Source organism: Longimicrobium sp. (assembly GCF_036399255.1).
Lineage (GTDB): Bacteria > Gemmatimonadota > Gemmatimonadetes > Longimicrobiales > Longimicrobiaceae > Longimicrobium.
Genome location: NZ_DASWNM010000005.1, coordinates 1 through 25,367 on the forward strand (window position 1 = coordinate 1; position 25,367 = coordinate 25,367).

General features: G+C 70.2%; 20 protein-coding genes and 1 pseudogene. 16 read left to right on the top strand and 5 right to left on the bottom strand.

The window, feature by feature from the left end:
- Positions 1-171 precede the first annotated feature (171 nt).
- Complete coding sequence (locus VGC13_RS00375; protein ID WP_331123200.1) at positions 172-1,356, bottom strand: AI-2E family transporter; 1,185 nt, start codon at positions 1,354-1,356, stop codon at positions 172-174.
- A gap of 425 nt (positions 1,357-1,781) precedes the next feature.
- Here VGC13_RS00375 and VGC13_RS00380 point away from each other — a divergent pair, with 425 nt between their 5' ends.
- From VGC13_RS00380 to VGC13_RS00440, 13 genes are all read left to right on the top strand, one after another.
- A complete protein-coding gene (locus tag VGC13_RS00380; protein ID WP_331123201.1) occupies positions 1,782-2,192 on the top strand; it encodes an energy transducer TonB in 411 nt (136 codons plus the stop codon).
- A gap of 844 nt (positions 2,193-3,036) precedes the next feature.
- The gene (locus VGC13_RS00385; RefSeq protein WP_331123202.1) at positions 3,037-4,113 is read left to right on the top strand and encodes a sensor histidine kinase; all 1,077 of its coding nucleotides are present in this window, start codon (positions 3,037-3,039) and stop codon (positions 4,111-4,113) included.
- Positions 4,110-4,895 carry a LytTR family DNA-binding domain-containing protein gene (locus tag VGC13_RS00390; RefSeq protein ID WP_331123203.1) on the top strand — a complete coding sequence of 262 codons (786 nt, stop codon included), beginning with the start codon at positions 4,110-4,112 and terminating at the stop codon, positions 4,893-4,895. Before VGC13_RS00385 ends, VGC13_RS00390 begins: the two co-directional genes overlap by 4 nt.
- A gap of 211 nt (positions 4,896-5,106) precedes the next feature.
- Positions 5,107-5,847, top strand: a complete 741-nt coding sequence (locus VGC13_RS00395) for a hypothetical protein (protein WP_331123204.1) — start codon at positions 5,107-5,109, stop codon at positions 5,845-5,847.
- A complete protein-coding gene (locus tag VGC13_RS00400; RefSeq protein WP_331123205.1) occupies positions 5,844-6,236 on the top strand; it encodes a hypothetical protein in 393 nt (130 codons plus the stop codon). Before VGC13_RS00395 ends, VGC13_RS00400 begins: the two co-directional genes overlap by 4 nt.
- A gap of 996 nt (positions 6,237-7,232) precedes the next feature.
- On the top strand, positions 7,233-7,988 hold the full coding sequence (locus VGC13_RS00405) for a helix-turn-helix domain-containing protein (protein ID WP_331123206.1): 756 nt from the start codon (positions 7,233-7,235) through the stop codon (positions 7,986-7,988).
- 222 nt (positions 7,989-8,210) lie between these two features.
- Positions 8,211-8,765, top strand: coding sequence for a hypothetical protein (locus tag VGC13_RS00410; protein ID WP_331123207.1), 555 nt, complete (start codon positions 8,211-8,213; stop codon positions 8,763-8,765).
- Between the two features lie 200 nt (positions 8,766-8,965).
- Positions 8,966-10,081, top strand: coding sequence for a hypothetical protein (locus tag VGC13_RS00415; protein WP_331123208.1), 1,116 nt, complete (start codon positions 8,966-8,968; stop codon positions 10,079-10,081).
- A gap of 35 nt (positions 10,082-10,116) precedes the next feature.
- Complete coding sequence (locus tag VGC13_RS00420) at positions 10,117-11,193, top strand: hypothetical protein (RefSeq protein ID WP_331123209.1); 1,077 nt, start codon at positions 10,117-10,119, stop codon at positions 11,191-11,193.
- Between the two features lie 109 nt (positions 11,194-11,302).
- Positions 11,303-13,444 carry a TOMM precursor leader peptide-binding protein gene (locus tag VGC13_RS00425; RefSeq protein ID WP_331123210.1) on the top strand — a complete coding sequence of 714 codons (2,142 nt, stop codon included), beginning with the start codon at positions 11,303-11,305 and terminating at the stop codon, positions 13,442-13,444.
- A 20-nt stretch (positions 13,445-13,464) separates the two neighbouring features.
- A complete protein-coding gene (locus tag VGC13_RS00430) occupies positions 13,465-14,748 on the top strand; it encodes a SagB family peptide dehydrogenase (protein WP_331123211.1) in 1,284 nt (427 codons plus the stop codon).
- Positions 14,745-15,836 (top strand): hypothetical protein, encoded by a 1,092-nt coding sequence (locus VGC13_RS00435; RefSeq protein WP_331123212.1) that lies wholly within the window; start codon positions 14,745-14,747, stop codon positions 15,834-15,836. Before VGC13_RS00430 ends, VGC13_RS00435 begins: the two co-directional genes overlap by 4 nt.
- A 527-nt stretch (positions 15,837-16,363) precedes the next feature.
- Positions 16,364-16,759, top strand: coding sequence for a YciI family protein (locus tag VGC13_RS00440; RefSeq protein ID WP_331123213.1), 396 nt, complete (start codon positions 16,364-16,366; stop codon positions 16,757-16,759).
- 343 nt (positions 16,760-17,102) lie between these two features.
- On the opposite strand, the gene VGC13_RS00445 is transcribed toward VGC13_RS00440, so the two are convergent.
- Positions 17,103-17,654: an alpha/beta hydrolase gene (locus tag VGC13_RS00445; protein ID WP_331123214.1), complete on the bottom strand. Its 552-nt coding sequence runs from the start codon at positions 17,652-17,654 to the stop codon at positions 17,103-17,105.
- Positions 17,655-17,776: 122 nt separating this feature from the next.
- Entirely contained in the window at positions 17,777-18,628 is an 852-nt protein-coding gene (locus VGC13_RS00450) for a class I SAM-dependent methyltransferase (RefSeq protein ID WP_331123215.1), read from the bottom strand.
- Between the two features lie 90 nt (positions 18,629-18,718).
- Here VGC13_RS00450 and VGC13_RS00455 point away from each other — a divergent pair, with 90 nt between their 5' ends.
- Positions 18,719-19,165 (top strand): helix-turn-helix domain-containing protein, encoded by a 447-nt coding sequence (locus tag VGC13_RS00455; protein WP_331123216.1) that lies wholly within the window; start codon positions 18,719-18,721, stop codon positions 19,163-19,165.
- 243 nt (positions 19,166-19,408) lie between these two features.
- Positions 19,409-22,006, top strand: a complete 2,598-nt coding sequence (rph, locus tag VGC13_RS00460; protein WP_331123217.1) for a rifamycin-inactivating phosphotransferase — start codon at positions 19,409-19,411, stop codon at positions 22,004-22,006.
- Between the two features lie 88 nt (positions 22,007-22,094).
- Here the strand turns inward: rph and VGC13_RS00465 are convergent, their stop codons facing one another.
- Together VGC13_RS00465 and VGC13_RS00470 are read right to left on the bottom strand one after the other, a co-directional pair.
- On the bottom strand, positions 22,095-23,810 hold the full coding sequence (locus tag VGC13_RS00465; protein ID WP_331123218.1) for an IS1634 family transposase: 1,716 nt from the start codon (positions 23,808-23,810) through the stop codon (positions 22,095-22,097).
- Positions 23,811-24,232: 422 nt separating this feature from the next.
- On the bottom strand, positions 24,233-24,466 hold the full coding sequence (locus VGC13_RS00470; protein ID WP_331123219.1) for a hypothetical protein: 234 nt from the start codon (positions 24,464-24,466) through the stop codon (positions 24,233-24,235).
- 197 nt (positions 24,467-24,663) lie between these two features.
- Here VGC13_RS00470 and VGC13_RS33370 point away from each other — a divergent pair.
- Positions 24,664-24,922, top strand: a pseudogene (locus VGC13_RS33370) (PEP-utilizing enzyme); the annotation flags it as partial.
- Between the last annotated feature and the right edge of the window lie 445 nt (positions 24,923-25,367).

A 25,367-nucleotide genomic window follows, 5' to 3' on the forward strand; every position in this document is an offset into this window, starting at 1 on the left:
CGTGAGTGCGTGAGTGCGTGAGTGCGTGAGTGCGTGAGTGCGTGAGTGCGTGAGTGCGTGAGTGCGTGAGTGCGTGAGTGCGTGAGTGCGTGAGTGCGTGAGTAAGGTGCGCCGGCAGGAGCCCGCGGGAAAGGTCACTACCGCACTAACGCACTTCCGCACTCACGCACTTTACCGTGGTGCCGACCCGGCCTCCTCCAGGACGGCCGGAATGCTCACGCCCGCCGCGTCCATCCGCAGCGTTCCGTCCGGCAGGCGGATCTCGGACGGGGTGTCGCGCACGAAGCGGCGGAAGCCCTTGCCCTCCAGCAGCCGGTGCACGTAGATGCGGCGGGTGATCACCATCACTGTCGCCAGCACGGGCACGGCCACCAGCAGGCCCACGGGGCCCAGCAGCTCCGCCATGATCAGCACGCTCAAAATGGAGAGCACCGGCGGCAGGTGCACCCGGCGCTCCATGATGAGCGGATGGACGAAGTTGGCCTCGATCAGGTGCACCACCAGCCCCAGCAGCACCACCAGCAGCGCGTGCCCCACGCCCCCGCTTCCCAGCACGAACAGCGCGGGAAGCAGCGTGGAGACCAGCGTGCCGAAGAACGGGATCATCACCAGCACGCCCGTGAACACGCCAAAGGCCAGGGCAAAGGGCACGTCCAGGATCTCCAGGCCGATCCACGTCAGCACGCCCAGGAACACCATGGCCAGCATCTGCCCGCCGATCCACGCGCGCAGCGAGCGGGCCAGGTCCGCCAGGATGTCGCGCACCAGCTCGCGGTGCACCGGCGGCGCCAGCGACACGATGCCGTCGCGGTACACCTCGGGCCGCAGCGCCATGTAGATGCCCATCACCAGCACGCTCACGAAGTTGATGAGCACGTGCAGCGTGTCGAACACCACCGGGAACAGGCCGGCCGCGTACTGCCCCGCGTTCTGCGCCAGCCCGGACAGCTGCTCCGAAAGCCGCTCCGGCGGCAGCACCGCCGCCAGCAGCGGATACTGGGCGGTCAGGTCGCGCAGGCTGGCCATCCACACCTGGATCTGCGCCGGCAGCGCGGTGATCAGCGCCTGCGTCTGCCGCGCCACGGGGGGCAGCACCAGCCACCCCACCGCGGTCGCCCCCACGCCCGTCACCACCAGCGCCACCATCACCCCCGCCACCCGCGGCACCCTCCACCGCTCCTGGAGGAAGTCGATGATGGCGGCCAGGAACAGCGCGAACAGCGCCGCCAGGAACAGCAACAGCAGCACGTGCGCCACGCTGTACACGAACCACAGCAGCAGCACGGCGAACACCGCCGCGGTGAGCACCGCGAACGGCGACGTGCGTGTGGGCTGCGCTTGCTCTCGGGCGGCCATCAGCATGGGGAGCGGGAAGCGAACCGCGGGCCCGGCACCGTGCCGGGCTCGCGGAACGTAGTGAACTGAAGGGACCGGCGCCAAGACCCCACGCTTCTTTGTTGTAAACCAGCCCACCGATGGGCGTCACCCGCGACGAAACAAACGATTACTTGACGCCAAACACGCGCAACTTATAATGCGTTACAATACGCTCGTGAGAAGCTCTCCTGCGACGGTCAGATTCCCGGAGCCGGACCCAGCTTGCTTTCTGCGATTCCGTGGTGACGAGGAGGATGAAATCCATGCGCCCCCCCACACTTCGACCCATCCTGCTCGCCGCATTCGTGCTCGCGACCGCCGCCTGCGAAGCGGGGCCAGGTACGGAGACTCCCGCCGCGCCTGGGACAGGGAGTCTCGACAGCAGGCGTCCGGAATCAGACCAGGTGCAGAAGCTGGCCGGGGTGAGCCACTTGCCGAGGCCGGAGAACGGCGAGGCTCTCGCCGCCAGCATGCGCAGGCACTATCCCAGCCGCTTCATCGGCGTACGGCCCCGGACCGCGGTGCTGGTCGACATCGACATCGACGCAAGCGGCATCGTGAAGAACGTGCGTGTGGTCGATCGTTCGGGAATGGATGGAGCGGACCACATGCGGGCGGTCGTTCAACAAAAAGTCCCCGGCACCAATCAGATCGTGGAGCGGGAGATCAGCTCCACCTACGATCCCGCGTTCGGACCGGCCGCGGAGTCCGCGCTCAGGGAGGTGCGGTTTCAGCCGGCCCTTCGCGATGCGCAGCGGGTGCCGTTCACCCTGCGGATGACCGTCGAATTCACCGATCCGGCAGCACGCACCTGAACCGACGATTCCCTTAGAGCGTGTTCAAGAATCCGACGCTGCGCATCCAGGCAGATCTACCAGCGCTGAGCCCGGTCCAAGAAGTCGCCCATGCCGCTTGATCCACACAGGTGTGGAGAAGTCGACTTCGGAGGATGCGTTCAGACGCACGATCTCGACTTGGGGATACTGCGGAGGACCCCCAAATCCGAGGCATCCGCCGCCGCTCCGGACTTTTTCGACCGGACTCAGCGCTGTCATTCCGAGGCCCGGCCACGCCGTAGCCTGCTTTCACACCAGAGGTTGCAAGGCCGAGGAATCCCCTGTCGGATTGCTGGAAGGCAGACGCGGTAGCCGTGCCTGCTTCGCGGCTACGACACGGGCGGACAGGGCCAGTGCCGGAGCGGTGCGGCGGGGCACCAGCAGCAGACAGTAGATTTCTCAGTCGGCGCGCAGGGGTTCGTGCGAACCGATGGTGCGGTGCGGCGCCTCCTTCGAAATGACAGAGGGGCGCGAGCGCAGGGATTCTTAAACACACTCTCAGGAAGCCAATCACAGGACGAGGGTTAGCAACACCTTCCCAGGCCCAGGCGGTGCAGGTTCGGTGGACAGCCGGACCGCCCGCGACCCTCGGCCCGAGCGTGGCCCTTCTGGTGGCGTTCCCGCGGTTCAGGCGCGGGAATCCGCCGTCCGTCGCATGTCGCTGTCGCGCCCGTGAGCCGTGGCGCATATTCGTGATCGTCGTCGTCACGACATCCCGGTCTCCGATCCTGCGCTTCGGGCTCGCTCGAGGAAGGGATTTGGGTACGCGGACACCACCTCCCGCTCCCCGCGCGATCGCTGGAAGCCCCGTTTACGCCCACGGATGAAGAGATCGCGAGCGGGCATGCCCGAAGAGACGGCGGCCGCGAAGCCGGCCGGCATCCTTGCCAGGACGGCGCGGCGGGCCGCCGTGGCGCTGGCGATTTCCGCCGCCGCCGGGTTCCTGCTGTCGGCCCTGGCGAAGAGCGCCCCGTCGGCGTTCTTCGTCCGCACCCTCATCATCGGCGTGTCGGCGACGGCCGCCTTTGCGCTGTTCGAAGTGTGGCCCCGCCGGCTGCCCCGCTGGCTCCAGCGATGGGCCCTCCAGGTCGTCGCCGTCGGCGCTTTGGTGCCGGTCACGCTGTTCGCGATGTACCATCCTCCCCCGCCCGGTGCGCCGCCCTTCCTGGAGCACCACGACTGGATGCTCCTTACGCACCTTTCCCTTCTCGTCGCGCCGTGGACGGCGCTCGCGGCGGTCGTCCGGCAGAAGGAAGCCGTCGCCCGGCATCAGAACCTCGCGTTCGCGCTGGAGCGCAGCGAGCTGGAGCGGCAGGCGCTCGACGCGCGTCTGCATCTGCTGCAGGCGCAGGTCGCGCCCCACTTTCTCTTCAACACCCTCGCCAACGTGCAGGCGCTCGTCGATTCGGGTTCGCCGCACGCGTCGACCGTACTTCAAAGCCTCGTCCAGTACCTTCGCGCGGCGGTGCCGCTGCTCCACGATCCCGCCGCGACCATCGAGCGCGAGCTGCGGCTGGTGCGGCCCTACCTGGAGCTGATGCAGATGCGCATGCCCGACCGCCTGGAGTACGCGATGAGCGTGGACCCGGCGGCGCTGGCGCTTCGCTGTCCTCCGACCACGCTGCTGACCCTGGTGGAGAACGCCGTGCGCCACGGGATCGACCCCAGTGAAGAAGGGGGCCGGATCGACATCGACATCGCACGGCGCGGCGAACGCTGCGTGGTCCGCGTCAGCGACACGGGCGTGGGGCTGCAGCCGCCGGCGGGCGGTCCGGGGACCGGGCTTGCGACCCTGCGCGAGCGGCTGCGGGTGACCTTCGGCGATGCGGCGCAGCTGCGCCTGGCGTCCGGCGCCACCGGCGGCGCCGCCGTCGAAGTCGACATGCCGGCGCAGACGTGAACGCCCACGCGACGGCGTTGATCGCCGACGACGAGCCGCTGCTGCGCGATGCGCTGCGGCGCCAGCTCGCGGAGGCCTGGCCCGAGCTGGAGATCGTGGCCGAGGCGCGCAACGGCCGCGAGGCGGTGCGGCTCTTCGAAGCGCTGCATCCCGACATCTGCTTTCTCGACATCCACATGCCGGGCCTTTCGGGCGTCGATGCCGCGAACCACATCGGGTGCCGCGCGCACCTGGTGTTCGTCACCGCGTACGACCACTACGCGGTGCAGGCCTTTGCGCAGGGCGCGCTCGACTACCTTCTGAAGCCGGTGGAGCAGGCGCGGCTCGCCGAAACCGTGGGCCGCCTGAAGCAGCGCGTGCGGTCGTCGCGGCCGGCGGTCAACACCGAGCAGCTGCTGCAGGAGCTCAGCGCCCAGCTGGCGCGGCTGCGGGGCGGAGGAAAGGCGCCGCTGCGCTGGATCCGGGTGCAGTCGGGAAAGACCGTGCGCCTGGTCGCGGCCGACGACGTCGACTACCTCCGGTCCGACGCCAAGTACACGGTCGTGGCGTGGCGCGACGGAGAGAAACCCGTCGAGGCGGTGGTCCGTGTGCCGCTCAGGGACCTGCTGGAGCAGCTGGACCCGGAGCAGTTCGCGCAGGTCCATCGCTCGGTGGTGGTGAACCTGCGCGCCATCCGGCACGTGACGCGGCACGAGAACGAGACCGCCGAGATCCACCTCAAGGGACGCGGCGACGTGCTCCCCGTGAGCCGCGGCTACGTGCACCTGTTCAGGCAGATGTAGCCGCCGTTCGTCCGCCCGAATCCGCGCTTCGTCGCACGGCCGTTGCGGGCGCGTTCCGCGGCCACCCACCTTGGCTCCCGGACACGGTGCGGGCCGGAGCCGGGGATCGCACCGGCGCGGCGCCCGGCCGTCCCGCATCGCCGCCCGCCGGTCACCCCGGCCGATGTCCGTCCGACACTCCATCCAGGCCGCTCACTGAAAGGGAGGGTGCATGCTCCTGCCGATCCACGTCGTCGCGGGGGGGCTGGCGATCGTGCTGGGCGCCGTGGCCCTGCTGGCGAAGAAGGGGGGGACCGTTCACCGCCGCGGCGGCGTCCTGTTCGTCTGGTCCATGCTCGTCATGGGCATCACCGCCTCGGTCCTGGGACTTCGCAGGGGTCCCGGCGATCTGGTGGCGGGGCTCCTGGCCGCCTACTTCGCCGGCACGGCGTGGACGACCGTCCGCCCCACGTCGCCGTGGACCCGCCGCATCAACGGGTCCGCGCTGGCGGTCGCGGTGGGACTTGCGCTCCTCATGCTCGCGGGCGGCGTCAAATTCATCAACACGCCCGGCCTGAACTCCGCCGGCGTTCCGTTTCGCACCATCGGCGTGATGTCCCTGGTCATCGCCACCCTCCTGCTCGTTGCCGCGGCGGGGGACCTGCGCATCATGCGATCGGGAATGCCCCGCGGCGGGCCGCGCCTGGCGCGCCATCTGTGGCGGATGTGCTTTGCCCTGTTGATCGCGGCCGGATCGTTCTTTTCCATCCGGGAGCGCGTGGCGAAAGTCCTTCCCGAGCCGTTCACCAGCGCACCCATGCGCGCGCTGCCGATCCTGCTGCTGCTCGGTACGATGCTCTACTGGTTGTGGAGGATCCAGGGCCGCCGCACGCTGCCGGTGCCCGTCCGGCACGACCGCGCGGGATCCGCCGCTCGCGCGGGCGCAAACGCCTGGCGGGAGAGTCCCGGATGAAGCAGACCGCCCTGCTGACCGCCGCGTCCCTGCTCTCGATCCTTTTCCTCACCTTTCACGTGGCGGACGACATCGCCCGCGGCATGGAGCCGGGAACGGTGTCCAGTCTCCCCGTCGTGCCCATCTGTGCCGCCTGGCTGTACGGAACGCTGGTGCTCGCCGAGCGGCGGTCGGGGCACGTCATCATGCTTCTCGGGGCACTCCTTGGGATGGCGGTTCCCGTCCTTCACATGATGGGGAGCGGGGTGGGCGCCGGCGGCCCCGTCGCCAGCTCTGGCGGAGCCTTGTTCTTCATCTGGACGCTTCTCGCGCTCGGCGTGACCGCGCTCTTCTCCCTCATCCTGTCGGCGCGCGGATTGTGGAGCCTGACGCTGGGCCGCGCGCGGTGACGCTCCGGCCTCGAACGGGATGGCGCGTACCCCGCGAGACGTACCCGCAGGTGCCGCCGCGCGTCGAGCACGCCCCTCATACCAGATTCCCCACCGGCCGTGTCATCCTCAGACCAGATCCTGAAAAAGAAGAATCGTACAGAGGAACAGAGTCAGACAGAGAAAGCGAGCTGAAATATCGGCCTGGTTCTCTGTCTGACTCTGTTCCTCTGTACGCATGAAGGTGTTGTTTTCCCGGATTCTACGTCACACCGAGGACACGGAGAAGACAAGAAGCCCCGCAGCCTGAAACGCGGCAACCTCATGTGGTCCATGAGGTTGCCGCTCTTTTTTTCCCGGTGTGCCCTTCGGAGCCAGCGGGATCACGCGGAGGACACGGAGCAACGGAGATGATATGAGGACGCAGAGACGTGGATTCCCCGCGTCCTCTCGCGTTTCCTTCGCGTGATCTCTCTCCTGCGGGCGCACGGCGTATCGCGGATATCGGTCAACGAAGCCGTGGCTGGGGCGGGCCGCGGTGGACGACGGAGCCGCGACATCGGCCGATCGCGGGTCTCCCGGGCAGCGGTCGCCCGGCACCCGGAACGTCCTTTCGTCCTGCGCGGGGCGTTCGCCCGCGTCCTTCGTCGCACGTCCGCCGTCGGGTGGATGGTGGAAGCGGGTACCGGGCAAGTCGGCACATCGCGGGAGGTCTGCCTCCTCGAATCCGTTCGACAGCGCCGCAGCGCGTGCGGGCGGCCCTCCCCGCGACCGTGCCATCCGCCGATTGAAAGGGGTCGTTCCATGAGAGTGAGATCGTGCCCGGAAGGATCAATGGGGGCGGTGATCCCCGCCGGGAAAGGACATTGAGGGGTCCAGCGTAGATAACCCGCGCCGGAGGGGGGCAGGGAATCGCCCTTCGCGGCGCGGAGCGCCCCCTGGCCCTCCGCCACCAACGCACCGGGGCGTGTGCGCGCCATGGGCGATCTCCTGCTGCTTTCTCCCGCTCCTTCCGCGATGGACACGCTGCGCAGCGCGCTGCGCCGCCAGGCCGCCGGCGGCGTTCACCACGTCGTCCGCACCTCGCGCGGGTGGAGCGACCTTACCGCGCTCGCCATCGCGACGCCCGCGGCGGTGGCGTTCGTGGACCCGTACCACGACGGCGCGTTCGCCGCGACGGAGATCCGCCGCCTGAGGGCCCGGGCCCCCGGCGTGGAGGTGGTCGCGCTCGCGGACTTCCACGGCCGGCCCCCCACGGACGGGTTCGCCCTCGCGCAGCTGGGGGTGCGCGGAATCGTGTGCGTCCGCAGGGACGGCCCCGACGCGGTGGTCCGCGTCCTGGACGCGCTCGTCCGGCGCGGTCCGCTGGACGAGATGGTGGCCGCGCTCGCGGAGGTGGTGCCGGCCTCCGTGCACCGCTGGCTGGGGCCCATGCTGGTTTCGCCCGCCGATCCCGGGAGCGTTCCGGCACTGGCACGGCTGGCGGGGCAGGGCACCGCCCGCACGCTGGGGCGCCTGCTGGCGGCGGAGGGCCTTCCCGCCGCCGCGGAGCTGCTGGCGTGGCGGCGGCTGCTGCACGCCGCGCGGCTGCTCGAGGATGGCAGAAGCGTGGCGGGGGCGGCGGCCGTGCTGGAGTTTTCGAGCGCGTCGGCGCTGCGCAAGAGCCTCAGGCGGGTGGCCGGCCTGCGCCCCGCCGAGCTGGCCGCCAGCGGGGGCGTGCGCCGGCTGGCGCACCTGTTCGTCGCCCGGTGCCGGAGCGGGGCGCCCCGGTGAACGCGGCCGCGTCGCGCCAGGACCCGCCGCTGACGGATCCGGATACCTCCCGGGGCAGTGCCCGCCGCCAGCTTGGTTCACGGCGAAGGGCCGGACCCGCCGGCCCCGCTTCGCACGGTCGTCACGCGGCGGCCGCAATCGCGATGGAGCGGCCACGGGTGGCGGGTGACGCCCCGCCGCGTGACGCCCGCCGCGCCAACTTCGATCCCGGAGGGAGAGCTCATGAGCAACGTCGCAGACGGCGCCAGCCAGCCCGGCCTCGCGCCGCCCTGGATTACCCTCCAGAGACAGCTGGCGGCCACGATCGGCAGGGCGCCGGGCGTACGGGTGGGGCAGCCCCGGGAGCAGGGGAGAACGCAGGTCATCGAGGTGACCGTGGAGGATCCGGCGGCGGGAACCGGCCTGGCGACGATCCTTACGCCGCAGTACCCGGGCAACACCATCCAGGTCAAGGTGCTGTCCCCCGCCGGCCAGCCGTACCCGGCCCGCCTCGTGGGGAGCAACGAGGAGCTGCAGGGCGTCGTCCGGGCGGCGCTCGGCGCGAACCCGCTCTTCGTGGAAACCGTCATCGCGTCCACGACGCCGCCCATCGGCCCGCGCGTATGGGTGGTGTTCCAGGCCCAGGTCGTCCAGTTCCCGAACGACGACATCTCCGACCTGTTCCTGAACTTCAACGGGGTGGCCGAGGACGTCTTCGCCGCCGTTCTCCGTGGCGACTACGGTCCGGGGCTGGTGCTCTCCACCTCCACGCAGCGGGCTGCGCGCGGGCACGGTTGAGCTCCGCGGCTCCGGACGGCGGCATCATCCCGCGCCGCGGCCGGTGGCCGGCGCGGGGACGCGGGAGGGCCGCGAGAGCCGCTTGGTCATGGCGGGCGCGGAGTCCGGCGGCCCGCCCGACACCGGCGACACACTGACGTCCCGGTCCGCCGGCATCGGCGGGCGGGCCGGAATCCAACCCCTGCACCTGGAGAAGCGACATGAGCTCCACCGAACCCACCAGCGGCGGTACCGGCAGCGGCACCACGCAGCTCCCCGCGGACGCGGTCCGCTTCTGCAAGGACATGTTCCAGAAGGTGGACCTGCTCAAGGCGTACTACGCCGAGATCTCCACCGCCTCGAAGAACAAGACGTACGAGGCGGAGATCATCGACAACTGGCTGGTGTCGCGGGGATACGACTGCACGGTCGAGCAGGTGCTCCTGGCGCAGAAGCAACTCCCCGCCTACCAGCTCTACTACTGGTCGGGAGGGTACAAGACGCTGGTCGGCACCAGCAAGAGCGCCGGTCCGGTCTTCACCATCCACGCGTACGGGACGGGGCCGCAGCAGATCGGCTACGGCACCCAGTTCATCATCGATCCGCAGTTCAGCAACCTGCTGCTCTCGTGGAACAGCGACGACGGCACCAACGAAACCAGCGGAGCGCTCACGTTCACCCTGTCTTCGGCCACAGACGGGACGGCCACCCGCTCGTTCTACGGCACCATCACCGACAGCTCCGGCACGCAGCCCATCGCCGGGGTGCTGATGTCCGCCGACGAGCTGCAGAAGGCGGCCGCCAGCGGCAAGGCGCCTCCGGGGCAGGACATGAGCGCGCTCCAGATCGCGGAGGCGGTGGTGAACTTCGTGGCGCAGACCACGTTCATCACGCTCAACTTCGTGATGCTCTACAAGGCGGGCAAGGAGATCCAGCAGCTGAAGAAGGAGCTCGCCGGGAAGCCGGACGACCCGGAGCTGGCGCGGGCGCAGGCCCGGGCAGAGAAGCAGCAGACCGACGTCGAGTCGTCGCAGGAGGACGCCCTGGGCCAGGGGGACAGGGCGCAGGAGAACGTGGACCAGTTCCCCGAGCAGGACGTCGAGAGCACCATGAGCGAAGTCGTGCAGGGGAGCCCTGAGACGCCGCTCGACCTGCCCGCGCAGGCGCAGGCCCCCAGCGAGGCGCAGCAGGACCTTCTGAACGAGGCCGTGCAGGACGAGGTCGAGCCCGCAGGCGAGGGCGACGACCGGATCGGCGGCGACACGGGCGGAGGCGATGACGACGCGGGTGACGTCTTCGAAGACATCGGCGGCCTGGCTGAAGACGCGGCGCTCTGACCCCCGGCGCTCAGGACGAAAGGAGATCACCCGCGATGCCGGACAACATTTCGGAAGCGCAGCGATTCGTCCGCGACCTCATCTCGGACTGGAGCCTCTACAACGGGTTCGTCGGCGCCGAGATGCAGGCCACGGCGAACCCGGTGTACAGGCCCGAGATCCTCGACAACTTCCTGGTCGGGCAGGGCTACCGGACCACCGTCCAGGACGTGGCCGGCAGCGGCCAGGCGGTCCTCAGCCAGCTGGGGCCGTGGCAAGGCACCTACGCGACGGAGCTTGCCCCCACCGATGACCCCGGTCAGCAGGTGCAGGGCCCCGAGGTGGTCATCGGGCTCGGCGCGGACGGGCCCACCGTCTCGGTGGGCGGCACGGCCCTCACCGGCTTCACCTACTCCATGCTGACCCTCTCATGGACGGGGGCAGGCACCAACCCGTCGGCGGCGCGCGTGGTCATGCACCGCGCCGGCACCGGCTCCGCCAGCGGCGGCCCGGGAGGCGGCGCATCGGCCGGCGGCGGGAGCAATCCGCCGCAGTTCGCCGGCACGTGCACGTACGACGGGGTGCAGCACGACTGGGTGGGATACGTGGGCACCCAGCCCGGGACGCGCGCGCGCACGCCGGGCACCTTCCTGAAGGTGGTGCAGATCATCGACAAGGTCGTCGGAGCCATCAACCAGGCGCTCATGGTGGCGCAGCTCATCCACAGCGCCTACGAGACGTACCTGCGGATCCAGGGGATCCAGGGGCAGGTCCAGCGGCTGGAGCCCCTCCAGCGGCAGCTGGAGCAGGCGCAGGCGCAGGTGGAGCAGCGGCTCGCCAGCATCGGCAGGGCGCAGGCCGACATCGAGACCACCGCGCGGCAGATCGCCTCCGCGGAGTCGACCGGCGGCGGCGCCGCGCCGGTCGAGGAGCAGGGAGGCACGACGGCGCAGGAGGGGGAGGCCCGCGGCAGGGCGAGTAGCGACGTCACCAGGACAGAAGCCAGCGACGTGGAGGACGACGTAGCCAGCGGCGTGGAGGACGACGCCGCCGGGGACGTGGCCGGCGAGGTGACCGGGGACGTGGCCGGGGACGTGGTCGGCATCCTCGCCGACCTCTGCTGTTGCGCGTAAAGGCGAATCCTCCGCGGCTCCCGTGGGCCGCGGCTCCACGGGTGCGCTGCTCCGGGAGTGGCGCGCCCGGCCTCTTCCCGTGCCGGTTGCCGGCAGATCGGAGCCGCCCTTGGAACGCCCCCTCCTTACCGCCGCCGGACGCGCCGTCGCGCTGGGCGCCGCCGTGGTCGTGGAGTCGGAGCACGGCGCCACCTTCTTCGACGGGCCGGGCGTGTCCCGGCTTCTCCCCCTTCTTGACGGGAGCCGCACGGTGGAGGCGCTGGAGCGCGAGCTTCCCGGTGTTCCCGTGCGAGCGCTCCTCGCCGGCCTGCGGCGCGGAGGCCACGTCACCGGGGCCGGCGACGCCCCGGGGATCGCGCGCGGTGCGCTGGGCGTGGCGGCTGGCGTGGACCGCGTCGCGCTCCACACCGTGGGGCTCGCGGCGGAGGTGCCCCAGGCCTTCGCCGGCGCCCTGGCGCGGCTGGGCGTCGTGGTGGATGCCGCCGCCTCCCCGGCCGTCGTCCTGACCGGCCACTACCTGCGCCGCGAGCTCGCCGCGGTCAACGCCCGCCGCCTGGGCACGCCCTGGCTTCTCGCCCGCCCGTGCGGCCGGACGCTCATGATCGGCCCCGTATTCGGCCGGGATGGAGGCCCGTGCTGGGAGTGCCTGGCGCACCGGCTGCGCCTGCGCTCCCCCCTGCGCGGGTGGATGGACGCGCGGCGCGCCGGCGCCGCGGCGCCCGCGGCCGTCCTGGAGATCGGCGTGCAGCTGGCCGCGGTCGAGACGCTCCGCCTCCTGGGCGGCGCGGCCGGCGCGGGCGACTCGCTGATCAGCTTCGACCTGGGGACGATGTCCGCCTCGCGGCACCCCGTCACGCGCCGGCCGCAGTGCCGTGCCTGCGGCGTTCCCCTTGAGCCGGCGCGCACCCCGCCGCCGGTCCGGCCCCGCGCCACCGTCCCGGCGCTCCGGCTGCCGGGCGGCATCCGCACCGTGGAGGCGCACGGCACCCTGGCGCGCCTCCGCTCGTCCATCGACGCGGTGACGGGGGTGGTGGGAGAGCCCCGGGAAAGCTCGCCGGAGGGCGAGGCCCTGGCGTTCAGCTACGTGGCGGAGCATGCCTTCGCCCCGCCGGGCGACACCGTGGAGGCGCTTCGGCGGCGCCTGGCCCTGCGCGCGGGGGGAAAGGGCGCCACCCGGGACGAGGCGCGCGCCAGCGCGGTCTGCGAGGCGGTGGAGCGCTACTGCGGCACGTACCAGGGCGACGAGCCGGCGCGGCGCGCCCCCTACGCCGAGGTGGACGCCTGGGCCATCCACCCGCACGACCTTCTCCTCTTCAGCGCCCGGCAGTACGCCACGCGCGAGGCATGGAACCGCACGGCCCGGCCCAACCAGCGCGTTCCGCTTCCCTTTTCCGAGCAGGTGCCCGTGGAGTGGCGGCCGGCGTGGTCGCTCACCCACCACCGCGAGCGGCTGGTGCCCGCGTCGTACTGCCTGTACGGCCACCCCCAGGCCGAGCACCCCGGCTTTGCGCGCGCCGACTCCAACGGCTGCGCGGCCGGCAACTGCGTGGAGGAAGCCGCGCTGCAGGGGCTGCTGGAGCTGGTGGAGCGCGACGCGGTGGCCGTGTGGTGGTTCAACCGGCTGCAAAGGCCCGGGGTGGACGTGCGCTCGTTCGGCGTGCCGTACGCCGATGCGTGGGTGGAGCGGTACGATGCGCTGGGCTGCCGGTCGTGGGTGCTCGACCTTACCCACGACCTCGCGGTCCCGGTCTTCGCCGCCGCCGCCGTGCGTCCCGGCGGAGAGATCGTGTACGGGTTCGGGGCGCACCTGGACGCGGACATCGCCCTGGTGCGCGCGCTCACGGAGGTGAACCAGTCGCTGCCCCGGACGCCGGCCGCCGCCTTCCCGCCCCCGGGGGCGCGCCCGTGCGCCTGGAGGGAGCGGGCGCGCATCGATTCGCTTCCCTGGCTGGCGCCCTCCGGCGAGGAGCCCTGCGTCCGCGGGTGCTTCGGCGCGGCGCCGCCCGGCGACGTGGGGATCCAGCTCTCCCGTGCCACCGGGGCGCTGGCCGCGCGGGGGCTGGAGGTCCTGGTGGTGGACCAGAGCCGTCCCGACGTGGACCTGGCGGTGGTGAAGGTGATGGTTCCCGGCCTGCGGCACTTCTGGCGGCGGCTGGCGCCCGGCCGCCTGTACTCGGTTCCGGTCGCCCTGGGGTGGCTGGAGCGCGAGCTTTCCCCGGCGGAGCTGAACGAGTGGGACATCTACTTCTGAGCGCGCCTTCCCCGCGCACGATGCTCCGCACCGGTGCGGTCGTCGAGAGCGACGGCGACGCGGTGGCGGTCCGGGCGGGCGGTGTCCGCCTGCGCCTGGGCGCGGGGCTCCACGCGCTGGTCGATCGGCTGGTGCAGGGTGGCATCGACGCCGGCGAGGCGGACTCCCGCCCGGAGCTCGCCCCGCTTCGCGCGGCCGCGCTTCTGGACCGGGTGGTTTTGCTGGGCGGCGCGGGCGCCATCCGGCTGCAGCCGCTGGCGCCCGGCTTCGCCTTTCGCGCCGGTCCGCCGCCGGAGGGGGCCGCGGCCTCGCCGTACGCGGGAAGCCGTTTCGCCGGGGGCGAGATGCTCGTCGAGGAGCCGCGCGCCGGCGTGCGCGTGCGGCTGGAGGGGGCGGCGGTCGCCGCGGCCGCCGCCCGGCTGGCCGGGGTGCCGGCGGCGGACGGCCGTCTTGCCCGCGTCGTCGCCGGCGAGCTGTGGCGCGCGCGGGTGCTGGTGACGGCGGACGAGGTGCACCCGGCCGTGTGGGAGCCGCACGACCTGGCGCTGCACGTCCGCTCGCGGATGGGACGCGGCGACGCCCCGTACGGCGGGACCTGGCGCCTGCGCGGCGCGGTTCCCGTGCCGCCCGCCCTGGTGGCGCCGCGCGGCGTTGCGGTGGCGCTGCCGCCGCCCGCGGAGGCCCCGCCGCGCGACTTCTTCCAGGTGGTGGAGCTCCGGCGCTCGCACCGCGCGTTCGGCGAGACCTCGATGACCGCCGGGGAGCTTTCCACGCTCCTGTACCGCTGCGCGCGCGTCCGGGGCACCCGGGCCCACGGCGAGTGGCAGGTGACCGACCGGCCGTACCCGAGCGGCGGACGGGCGTACGAGCTGGAGGTGTACGTGGCCGCGGGGCGCTGCGGCGGGATCGGCCCCGGCCTTTACCGCTACTTGGCCGACACGCACGCGCTGGAGCCGCGCGGCGCCCGGCCCGCGGACGTGGCGCGGCTCCTGGCCGGCGCGGCGCGGTGCTACGCGAGCGCCGACCCGCCGCAGGTGCTCCTGGTCTTCTCGGCCCGGATCGCCCGCGTCGCCTACAAGTACGAGTCGATCGCCTACGCCCTCGTGCTCAAGCACGTGGGGGTCCTGCAGCAGACGCTTTGCCTCGGGGCCCAGGCGCTGGGCCTCGGGGCCTGCGCCCTGGGCGGTGGCGACGCCGAGCTCTTCGCCCGCGCCGCCGGAGTGGACCCGCTCGTGGAGCCGTCCGTGGGCGAGATGGTGGTCGGATCCATCCCTTCACAACGCCCGTCACAGGAGGAGAGATGAACAGCCCCGTTTCCGAGCTGAACCCCGAGGCGGTCCGCTTCGTGGGCGACCTCGTCACCAGCGTCGCGCTGCTCCGCGGCTACGCCACCGTCCTGGATACGGTCGCCGCGAGCACCGACAAGGACACCACGCCGATCGACGACTTCCTGCGGGCCAGCGGCTACAAGGCCACCGTCGACGAGGTCGCCGCGGCGGAGGCGATGGTGGAGGCGAACCAGATCGCCTACTGGTGTGGCGTGTACTCCACACAGTTCGTGGACCAGCAGGGGACCCGGACCAGCGGCCCGCTGCTGACCATCAGTCCCCAGGCGTCGGGCCCGGTCCGGATCGGCTACGGCAACCAGTGGCTGATCGCCCCGGTGTTCTCCGGCGGGCAGCTCGTCTGGCTCAAGGCGGACAACGACGGCACGCCCGTCAACGACACCGCGGGCTCGCTTCTCTTCTCCCTGACCAGCCTGAAGAGCGGGGGCGCGACGCGTGCCTTCACGGGCACTCTCACGCAGGCGGACGGGACGCAGACGCAGATCGTCGGCGTGCAGTCGGACATCACCCCGCCGCCGGGGAGCACCCCCCCCGGGCAGGACCAGGATCTGCTCAAGACGGCGGTGATGCTGGTGACCGCCGCCGTGGGCGTGGTTGGCCTCACCACGGTGATCTCCAACTACCGCAAGGCGCCGCTGGAGAGGGAGAAGCTGCAGCTCGAGATCGACCAGATGCGGCGCAAGGGGAACGAGGCCGGCGCCGTTCGGGCGGAGGCGCAGCTGCGGGACGGCGAGGCCCGGATGGATCAGGCTGGACGGGATGTCGAGGTCCTCAACCGTAGTGTGCAGACTGAGGTCAGCAACGTAGACCCTCGGGCGAACCTGGTCGTCGAGAAGAACGAACAGGGCGACGTGCAGCCGGGCGGCTTGATCGTTCCGCGTGCCGGGCAGAAGGAGGGGGAACAGGCACGGGAGAACCTTGCCGATTTGCTCGCCCTGCGCAAGAAAGAGGTCCCGGAGACCAGGGAGGCCGCCCTGGATGATCAGAAAGAGCCCGAGGAGAGTGTGGGCAACTCCGAGGTGAAGCTGGGGGAAGAGGAGCTCTAGAGCCGGTTCGGAACTTCCCGGGAGATTCGCGTACCGGCTGAGCATGCGGACGCGAAGGCACGCCGTGATGCACCGTGGCGAAGGTATGGGGCAGCCGCTCGCGGTTGCGCGTGTGTGCTTGACCCACCTCGGAGCCGGATTCCCGTTCCTGGGATTCCGTGCAATCCGGGCAGGGCACTTCAACGCAGAGTACGCGGAGAACAAAGGAGTTCGCGGAGAACAGGCCCGATGGTCCTCCGCGAACTCTCTTTTCAGCGCCGCGTACTCTGCGTTTGAATCGTTCCTTTCGTTCTGCACGGGGACTGGAGCAAGCGGTAGGATTCGTGCCCCCGCCGCAGCCCTCCGCGAAAGGTGTGGCCTCGGGAAACCACGAGCCGGCGCGGCCCAGGGCTCGAATGGATGGAAGCGGGTGACGGCGCATCGGCGGGGCGATGTAGAGGACGCGACGCCGGCTCCGACTACGGCATGAAAGCGCCGGTCAACGGCTCCATCGCAACCGCCGATCACGGCACCAGGGAGAACCGACCATGAAGTACATTCTGATGATGCACATGCCGCGTGGGACGGGGGAGTGGGAGATCTTCGGCTGGCCCCCGGAGCGCCTCCAGGCGCACATGGAGCACCTGAATGGCATCAACCGCGAGCTCCGCGAAGCCGGCGAGTGGGTGGAGGTCCAGGCGCTGACCCCGCCGGGCAGGGCGAAGCTGGTGCGGGCGGGGAAGAACGGCGAGCCGGTGACGGACGGGCCCTTCGCCGAGGCCAAGGAGTTCCTGGCCGGCTACTGGATCGTGGAGGTCGACACGCCGGAGCGCGCGTACCAGATCGCCGCGAAGGCCTCGGCCGCCCCCGGCCCCGATGGCGCTCCGCTGAACATGGCAATCGAGGTGCGGCAGGTGATGAGCGCGCCCGCCGCGGAGGTGTAGGCCCGGGAAGCCTCTCCTGAGCGTCGAGTTCAGAGTGTGTTAAAAAATCGCCAAAGTGTTGACTTTCCTGAGCCTGAGGGGGCGCTGCTCCGGACCCCCTGGTACGAAAGCACTTTCGCGCCGACAGAAGGACTGGGCCGGCACAACCGAGGGGGTGGATCGCAGCTCGGCATCCGGCCCCGCGGCTGCCGAGAGTAGGTCCTTCGGTCGCGCGCAAACGGTTGAGGAGCGTACGGTTCTGTGTGCGCTTCCTCAGGAAGTCAACGCGCTCCGGTGCGCAGCCCAGGATTCTCAAACACCCCCTCAGCCTCAGGAAATCAGCGCAATCTTACCGGGTGTGGTATCAGCGCAGAAGCATGATGTCCCGCGCTACTTCCGCCAGGTCGTCGTTCAGCTGGTGGTTGCGCCCGTCCAGACGGCGGATCGTGGCCTGGGGCAGGGCCCGCGCATACATCTCGACGTGGGAGAAGGGGACGACCTCGTCCTGCCGGCCATGATAGAGAAACACCGGCAGGCCGCTCGCAATCCGCTCGGCGGCGTTCGGGGGCAGCTTCACTTCGTCCCAGCGCCAGAACTCGTGATCGTACCAGAACGGCGTCGCCAGCAGAAACGCGCCGGCGAGCGATTGCCCGATGCCGCCGTCGACGACGGCCCGGATCACCACCGACGCGCCGATGGAATGGCCAACCAGAACGGCGCCGCTGCCCATGGCGGCAAGCTCGCCGGCGATGACGTTCTTCCAGACCTCGTAGTCCGGCTCCTCCTCGTTCGGCATCCGCGGGGAGCGCACGACGTAATCGGCGCCCAGTGCGCCCCGCAGGCTCGCGGCGAGCTTCGCATCCTCATCGTACGCACCCTCGCCGCCGCCGTGAACGAACAGCACCTGCCTGGCCATTCTCCCGCTCCTGACGAAATCGTGGTTTGGGATCGGCCCCGTCTTCAGGACGCGGGCCGATCCGGTTTATCGGGCGGGGCTCCGTGCGCGGACGGCTACGATCGGAATCGGCGCGTCTGCCGTCAATCCCCCGCCGGGGCCGCGGCGCCGACCATCCAGCAGGCGGCCGTATAGCGGACCTCGTCGCCGTGCACGTAGGGATCGAACGCCGCGCGGACCGTCTCGATGACGCGGGTGCGCGTGGGCTCATCCGCCTCGCGCAGCGCCAGGCCGACGGGACCAAACCGCGACAGGTAGCGGACCAGTTCCTTCTCCGGCAGGGTGCAGGGAACGTCGATCGGCTGGATGTCGATCTCGGTCCAGCCGCTCTCCTTCAGAATGCCGGCGACCCGGCCCTCGTCCGCGAACGCGAACGGCCCCGGCGCGTCAGGGAGCCGGGTGGGAAGCTCGGGCAGAAGCGGCGCGGCGGCGCGCTCGGCGGTGGTCATGAACGGGTTCTCCGCGGCACTTCGCCAGCAGACGAACCGCAATGCGGCCCCGTCCTTTGCCGCGCGCCGCAGGTTCGCGAAGGCCTGGACGGGGTCGGCAAAGAACATGACGCCGAAGCGGGAGATGATCATGTCGAAGCTCCGCTCCTGGAACGCGTAGACCTGCGCGTCTCCGCGGACGAAGCTCGCCGGCGCGCGCTCCCGTTCGGCGCGGGCACGGGCGGCGGCGATCATCGGCTCCGAAACGTCGATCCCCGTGCAGCGGCCGCGTTCGGCGAGCAGCCGCGCAACCGCGACCGCCGTGCTCCCCGTGCCGCAGCCCACGTCCAGCACCTGCCGTGCGGCCGATGCGCGGACCGTTTCGACGAGCAGGTCCTGGAACGGCGCGAGGACCCGGTCCAGCAGCGCCTGCTCATCGACCCAGGCCTGTCCGGCAACGCCGTTCCACAGCGTGATCTGCTCGTCGTTGTGGCGCTCCATCTCCATCTTCCACCTCCCCTGTTTGCTTGACTTTGACACGCGACAACCGCACGATGCAACCTCAATTCGACTTGAGGTCAAGAGGGGGAGAGAGAGATGGACATCGGTGAGGTGGCGCGGCGCGCGGGGGTGCCGGTTTCCACGCTGCGGTTCTACGAGCAGAAGGGGCTGATCGCCTCCACCGGGCGGCATGGCCTGCGGCGGCTGTTCGATCCCGGCGTGCTGGAGCGGCTGGCGCTGATCGCGGTGGGACGCACGGCGGGCTTTTCGCTCGACGAGATCGCGCGGATGTTCGCGCCGGGCGGCGAGCCGCACATCGACCGGCAGATGCTGGCGGACAAGGCGGAGGATCTCGACCGGACCATCCGGCAGCTGACCGCCATGCGCGACGGGCTGCGGCACGCCGCGGCCTGCCCGGCGGCGAGCCACATGGAGTGCCCCACCTTTCGCCGGTTCCTTAGCGCCGCCGCGTCCGGAGCCCTCGAGACACCCGAGCGGATCGCGCCCCGGCGGACGCGGAACGAGCGCGCCGCGGGCGTCTGAGCCGCCGGCGCCGCAACGGGCTGGCGACGCTGGCGGACACACAAAGGGCGCGGGGGATCGTATCCCCTGCGCCCTGTCTGATTCATGTCGGTGCTTCCGGCACGCAAAAGGAGAGCACGCCCTCCCCGCGTGATCAAATTATAACATGCCCCCGGGCTTGCCGGAAGACGGGGGGCGGGTTGCAGAGTTGTCGGCCGAAAAAATCCCCGGCTTAGGCTCGAACCTGTGGAACTGGAGTCGCTGATGACCGACCGCTACGTGCTGGATTTCCGGGAGATCGACCAGACGCAGGTCACGGTCGTCGGCGGCAAGGGCGCGAACCTGGGGGAGCTTTCGCGGATCGAGGGCATACGCGTGCCCGCCGGCTTCTGCGTGACGACGGACGCCTTTCAGCGGATCATGGCCGAAGCGCCGTCGATTGACGATCTGCTCGACCGGCTGTCGCGCCTGGAACTGGACGACCGGGAGGCGATCCGCACGCTTAGCGGGGAGATCCGCCAGACGATTGAATCGCTCGCCATCCCCGACGACCTGGCGGCGGCGATCACCGGCGCGCTCGCCCGCCTCGGCGAGCAGGCCGCCTGTGCTGTCCGGTCCAGCGCGACGGCGGAGGACCTGCCGACGGCCTCCTTCGCGGGCCAGCAGGACACCTACCTGAACGTCGTCGGGCCGGCGGCGATCCTCCAGCACGTAAGCCGGTGCTGGGCCTCACTCTTTACCGAGCGCGCCGTGACCTACCGCCTGCGGAACGGCATCGACCACCGCACGGTCCGCATGGCCGTGGTGGTGCAGCGGATGGTCTTTCCGCGGGCGTCCGGCATCCTGTTCACGGCCGATCCCATCACCGGCAACCGGAAGGTCGCGTCCGTGGAGGCCAGCTTCGGCCTGGGCGAGGCGCTGGTCTCCGGCCTGGTGAATGCGGATACCTACAAGGTGCGGGATGGCGAGGTCGTCGCCCGGACGATCGGCGCCAAGCAGCTCGCCATCCTCCCCTCGCCGGCGGGCGGAACGGAGGAACAGTCGATCGAGCCGGAGCGGCAGGCGCAGCCCGCGCTGACGGATGCACAGGCCGTGCGGCTCGCGCAACTGGGCCGGCGGATCGAAGCGCACTTCGGCCGCCCGCAGGACATCGAATGGTGCCTGGCGGATGACGACTTCCACATCGTCCAGAGCCGGCCGATCACCACGCTGTTCCCCATCCCCGCCGCCGCCGCCGACGGGGAGAACCACGTCTACCTCTCCGTCGGCCATCAGCAGATGATGACCGACCCCATGAAACCGCTGGGGCTCTCCGTGTGGCTGCTGACGGCCATGGCGCCCATGCACGAGGCCGGCGGACGGCTGTTCGTCGACATTACGCGGCACCTTTCGTCGCCTGCGGGTCGTGCGGGGCTGATGGGGATGGTGGCGAAGTCCGATCTGCTGGTGGGGGACGCGCTGCAGACCATCATCGACCGCGATTTCATTCCGCTACGCCCGGACGAGGCTCCGATGGGACCGCCGCCGGGCGATGCACCCGCGCCGATCGAGACCGATCCGGCCATCGTCACCGAGCTGGTCGAGCGCAGCGAGGCGGTCCTCGCCGCCCTGAAGCGCGACATCGCGGGGAAGTCCGGACCGGCGCTGATCGAGTTCCTGCTGGAGGCCATCCAGGAACACAAGCGGTTCCTGGGCGATCCGCTCAGCACGCGGGTGATCATGGCGGGGGCGGAGGCCACGTGGTGGCTCAACGAGCGGCTGCAGGCGTGGCTCGGCATCCAGAACGCGGCCGGTACGCTCTCGCAGTCCGTCCCCGGCAACGTCACGTCTGAGATGGGGCTGGCGCTCCTCGACGTCGCGGACGCCATCCGCCCGCATCCGGAGGTCGTGGCGCTCCTGCAGCAGGCGGAGGATGAGCATTTCCTCGACGAACTGCCCCGGCTCGCGGGTGGGCGGGAAGCACGCGACGCCATCCAGGCCTGGCTGGCCCTGTACGGAATGCGCTGCCCCGGCGAGATCGACATCACCCGGCCGCGCTGGATCGAGCGCCCCACCATGCTCGTCCCCGCCATCCTCGGCAACGTCCGGAACTTTCCGCCGGGCGAGGCCGCGCGGCGATTCGAGCAGGGGCGGCGGGAGGCCGAAAATCAGGAGCAAGAGGTGCTGGAGCGCCTGCGGGCCCTGCCGGACGGGGAAGGGAAGGCCGAGGAAACCAAGCGGATGATCGATCGGGTGCGGACGTTCGCCGGGTACCGGGAGTATCCCAAGTATGCCATCGTCAGCCGCTACTTCGTCTACAAGCAGGCGTTGATGGAAGAAGCCGGGCGCCTGCTGCAGGCCGGCGTGCTTCGGGAGAAGGAAGACATCTTCTGGCTCACGCTGCAGGAGCTCCACGACGTCGTGCGCACGGGCCGGGTGGATGACGCGCTCATCCGCCGGCGCAAGGACGCGTTCCGGTCGTACCAGGTGCTCACGCCGCCGCGCGTGCTCACGTCGGAGGGCGAGATGATCAACGGCGCGTACCGCCGCGATGATCTGCCGGCCGGCGCGCTGGTCGGCCTGGCGGTGTCCGCCGGGACCGTCGAGGGGCGCGCCCGCGTCATCCTGGACATGGCGGATGCCGATCTGGAACCCGGCGACATCCTGGTCACCGCCTTCACGGACCCCAGCTGGACCCCCCTGTTCGTCGCGATCAAGGGCCTGGTGACGGAGGTCGGCGGTCTGATGACGCATGGCGCCGTGATCGCGCGCGAGTACGGCCTCCCCGCCGTCGTCGGCGTGCAGCACGCCACCCGGCTGATCCGCGATGGGCAGCGGATTCGCGTGCATGGAACGGACGGGTATGTCGAGATCCTGGCTTAGCCGGAAGTTCCGCAAAGAGCAGGGCGTACTACTCCTTGTGGTGCTTTGACTTAAGCAAAAAAGCGGGGTTCCCGCTACTGGGTACAGACTATCGCCAGGGTACCTCGAGGAGTTTGAGGGCGCGCTCCTGCAGCGCAGTGAGCGAGGCGAGCTGGTCAAAGGCGTGGTCGCCGACCCGGACGCGGGCTCGGCTCGCGGTCGCGAGTTCGGCCATGAGGGTTCGGAAGCTGTGGACGGGAAGCCCGTCGTCGGTGCGGCCGCGGGCCTTCTTCCGCCGTGCCGCGGGCGAGATCTCCGCCGGCGCGACGGCGCTCGCGCGCTGTTCGGCGGCCGCGGGGCGGTCGTGGTCCTGGAAGAGGAGCGGCGCGAGTGAGCGGCGCAGGTGCCACTCCACGTAGTAAGCGAGCATGCAGAGGAAGACGTGGGCGCGCACCCGCGGCTCGGTGTGGTGGTGCAGCGGGCGGATGTCCAAGTCCGTCTTGGACGAGCGGAAGGCGCGCTCCACCTGCGATAGGCTCTTGTAGGCCGTCACGGCCGCGTCGGCCGTCATCTCCTCCTTCGGCACGGTGGTGCGGATGACGTAGATGCCGTCGAGCCGGGCCTCGTCCTCGATTTGCTCCGAGTCGCGCTCGAAGCGAAAGGCGGTGCCGGTGATCTCCAGGCGGAAGTGCTTGCCCATTTTGAAGCGGCCCAGTACGCGCCCCACCCGCAGGCCGATGGTTTCCGCACCGCGCAGGGGCCTCTTCTCGCGCTGCGTGGCTTTCACGACCTTCTCCAGCTCCTTCTCCGTCGCCCGGAGCAGCGCCTCACGCTTGCGCGCTCGCTCCGCCCCCAGCTGCGGGTTACGGCAGGCGATCAGCCGCTCGCCGGGAAACTCGGCGGAGCGGATCTCGGCCAAGCCCTGCTCGTCGAACAGGGAGAGCTGCAGCACGCCTTCCTCGTACAGCGCCTGGACGGCCGGTGCCCGCAGCGCGGTGATCCAGCCGAAGTCCGCGTCGGGGCGCAGCTCGGCCTCGATGCGCGCATTGGTCAGCAGCCCGCGGTCGGCCACCCACACCACGCCCTTGAGCCCGAAGCGCTCGCGCGCCTTGGCGACGGCCGAGGCGAGCGTCGCCGGGTCGGCCGTGTTGCCGGCGAAGACCTCGACCGCCACCGGGCACCCCTCTGGCGTCGTCAGCAGCCCGAAGACGATCTGCATCTTCCCCGGCTTGCCGTCGCGGCTGTAGCCGTGCGCCGCCAGCGGACAGTGCCGCCCCTCCAGGTACGTGGAGCTCACGTCGTAGAGCAGGAGCGTGCCGTCGCGCAGGTGCTTGGCCGCGAGCTTCGACTCGATCACCGGCTGCCGCTCCAGCAGCCAGTCCAGTGAACGGTACAGCGAGTCGGCGGAGACGTCCTCCAGCCCGAGCACCTGCGACAGCGCCGCGAATGCGCTGTCCTCGCCCAAGCCGCGCGCCGTCGCCAGCTTGCTGTCGGGAGCGAGCACGCGCGCCACGATCATGGCAAGCACCCGGTCGCGCTCCGGCGAACGCTTGGACCCGAGGACCTGGTCCAGCTTCAGGCGGCGGATGGTGCCCAGGACGGCGGCCACGTGCCCGTACGGCACCGAGCGCTCGACGCGGACGGACTCGCCGGCTGACACGAGCGTCTCCCCCTTGAGCACCCGCCGCAGGACCGCCACCGCCTCGGACGGCAAGGCCGAGAGATTGGCCAGGGTGCGCTTGCGGATCTTGCCGCCCTCGCGCGAGGATTCACGCAGGAGGATGGCGGGCGGGGAGGAGCGGTTGGGGACGATGTCGATGTACATGCGCACAAGATAAGCGCCCAAAGTAAACACAGCAAGGGTGCTTTGCACCAATTACATGGGTACAACGAGACGTGAAAAGAGCGGCAACCTCATACATCCCATGAGGTTGCCGCGATTCAGCCTGCGGAACTTCCGCTTAGCGAGGCAGGGACCGACGGGTGTCGGGCGGCACGTGGGTTGGACAAGGTAAGTAAAGACGGACGGGACGAGGCGACGCACTGCCTATGGGGTCCTCAAAGCGCGAGAAGGACCGCTGGAGGGAGGTTCGCGATCCGCGGGATGGGTTGGTGTGCGTGACGGTCTATAAGCGCGGCGCGGTCGAGGTGGTGCGGCGCCTCGCAGAGTGACCCGGGGGCAGCCGCAGCAGCCGTGGTGAAACTCGCCGCGGCTGCTGCGTCGTCGCGCCAAACCATCGAGCTGTGTCAGGCGGCGTCATTGGGGGCGACGTCGGCATTGGCGACGCACATCAGCTGGCAACTATTTATGCAGAGTGTCGCACGCGTGCAATCATACCCCGCGCAGGTCTCGTCGCACTGTGTATGGTGATACGTATCCATAGACTGTCGGGCGCGCACGGTTCCGCGCGCGGAGGATGCGACAGCCGTATCGAAGCTCTCCACCCGCAATGCATCCACCTGAAGCTTGATCTTGCTCATGGGTTCTCTATGGCTGGTGAACGGGAGACGGTGCCAAGATGCACCGTTTCAAGCTGTAGGATTACGGGCTGCGGGTCAATGATTTCGTCTAGATCGGATCGGTCCTACCCGGGCAAAACTGCGGTTGTGCTGCTCAGGGGGCTCGTATGGCCTTGAATTCCGCTGCGCACCTAAAGGCCCCCGCGCCGCACGTCATCCTGGGACACGCGGAGGCCGATCTCGCGCCCAGACGACATCCTGGTCACCGCCTTCACGAACCCCAGCCGGACGCCCCTGTTCGTCGCGATCAAGGGCCTGTGACGGAGGTCGGCGGCCCTGATGACCCACGGCGCCGTGATCGTGCGGGAGTACGGCCTGCCCGCTCTCGTCGGTGTGCAGCACGCCACCCGTCTCATCCGGGATGGGCAGCGCATCCGCGTGCACGGAACGGATGGGTACGTGGAGATGCTGCCGTAGCGGGCAGGCCCGGCAGGCAGGGCGGCACGCGGCCGAAGGGGGGAAGGGAAGGCTGGACGGCGCCGGCGCACCACGCCTCTGGGACCCGCCCTGCAGCCTCACCACACAAACCATTCTCGCGGGATCGCCAATGCTCGTCTATTTCGACACCGCACATTTCTCGTATCTCGCGGATATGGGGCCGATCCACGCATTGTGCGGTTGGCTTCTTCGGCACTGGTGAGGCACGTCCGCCGGCCGCGTACGCCATCCTGCAGTAAATGGTGATAAGACTCCGCGCTCGGCGTCCGGCTAAAAAAACGTAGATCCTCGGTCATTCACTAAGCTGTAAACATGCTTCAGCGCGGCCATCTGACGTGCTGGCGCTGATTTGCGGGGATGATTCTCCGGTTTCTCGCATAGGCCCCCTACCCCCGGCATGACGCTGGGGGAGGTCACCGTCCCG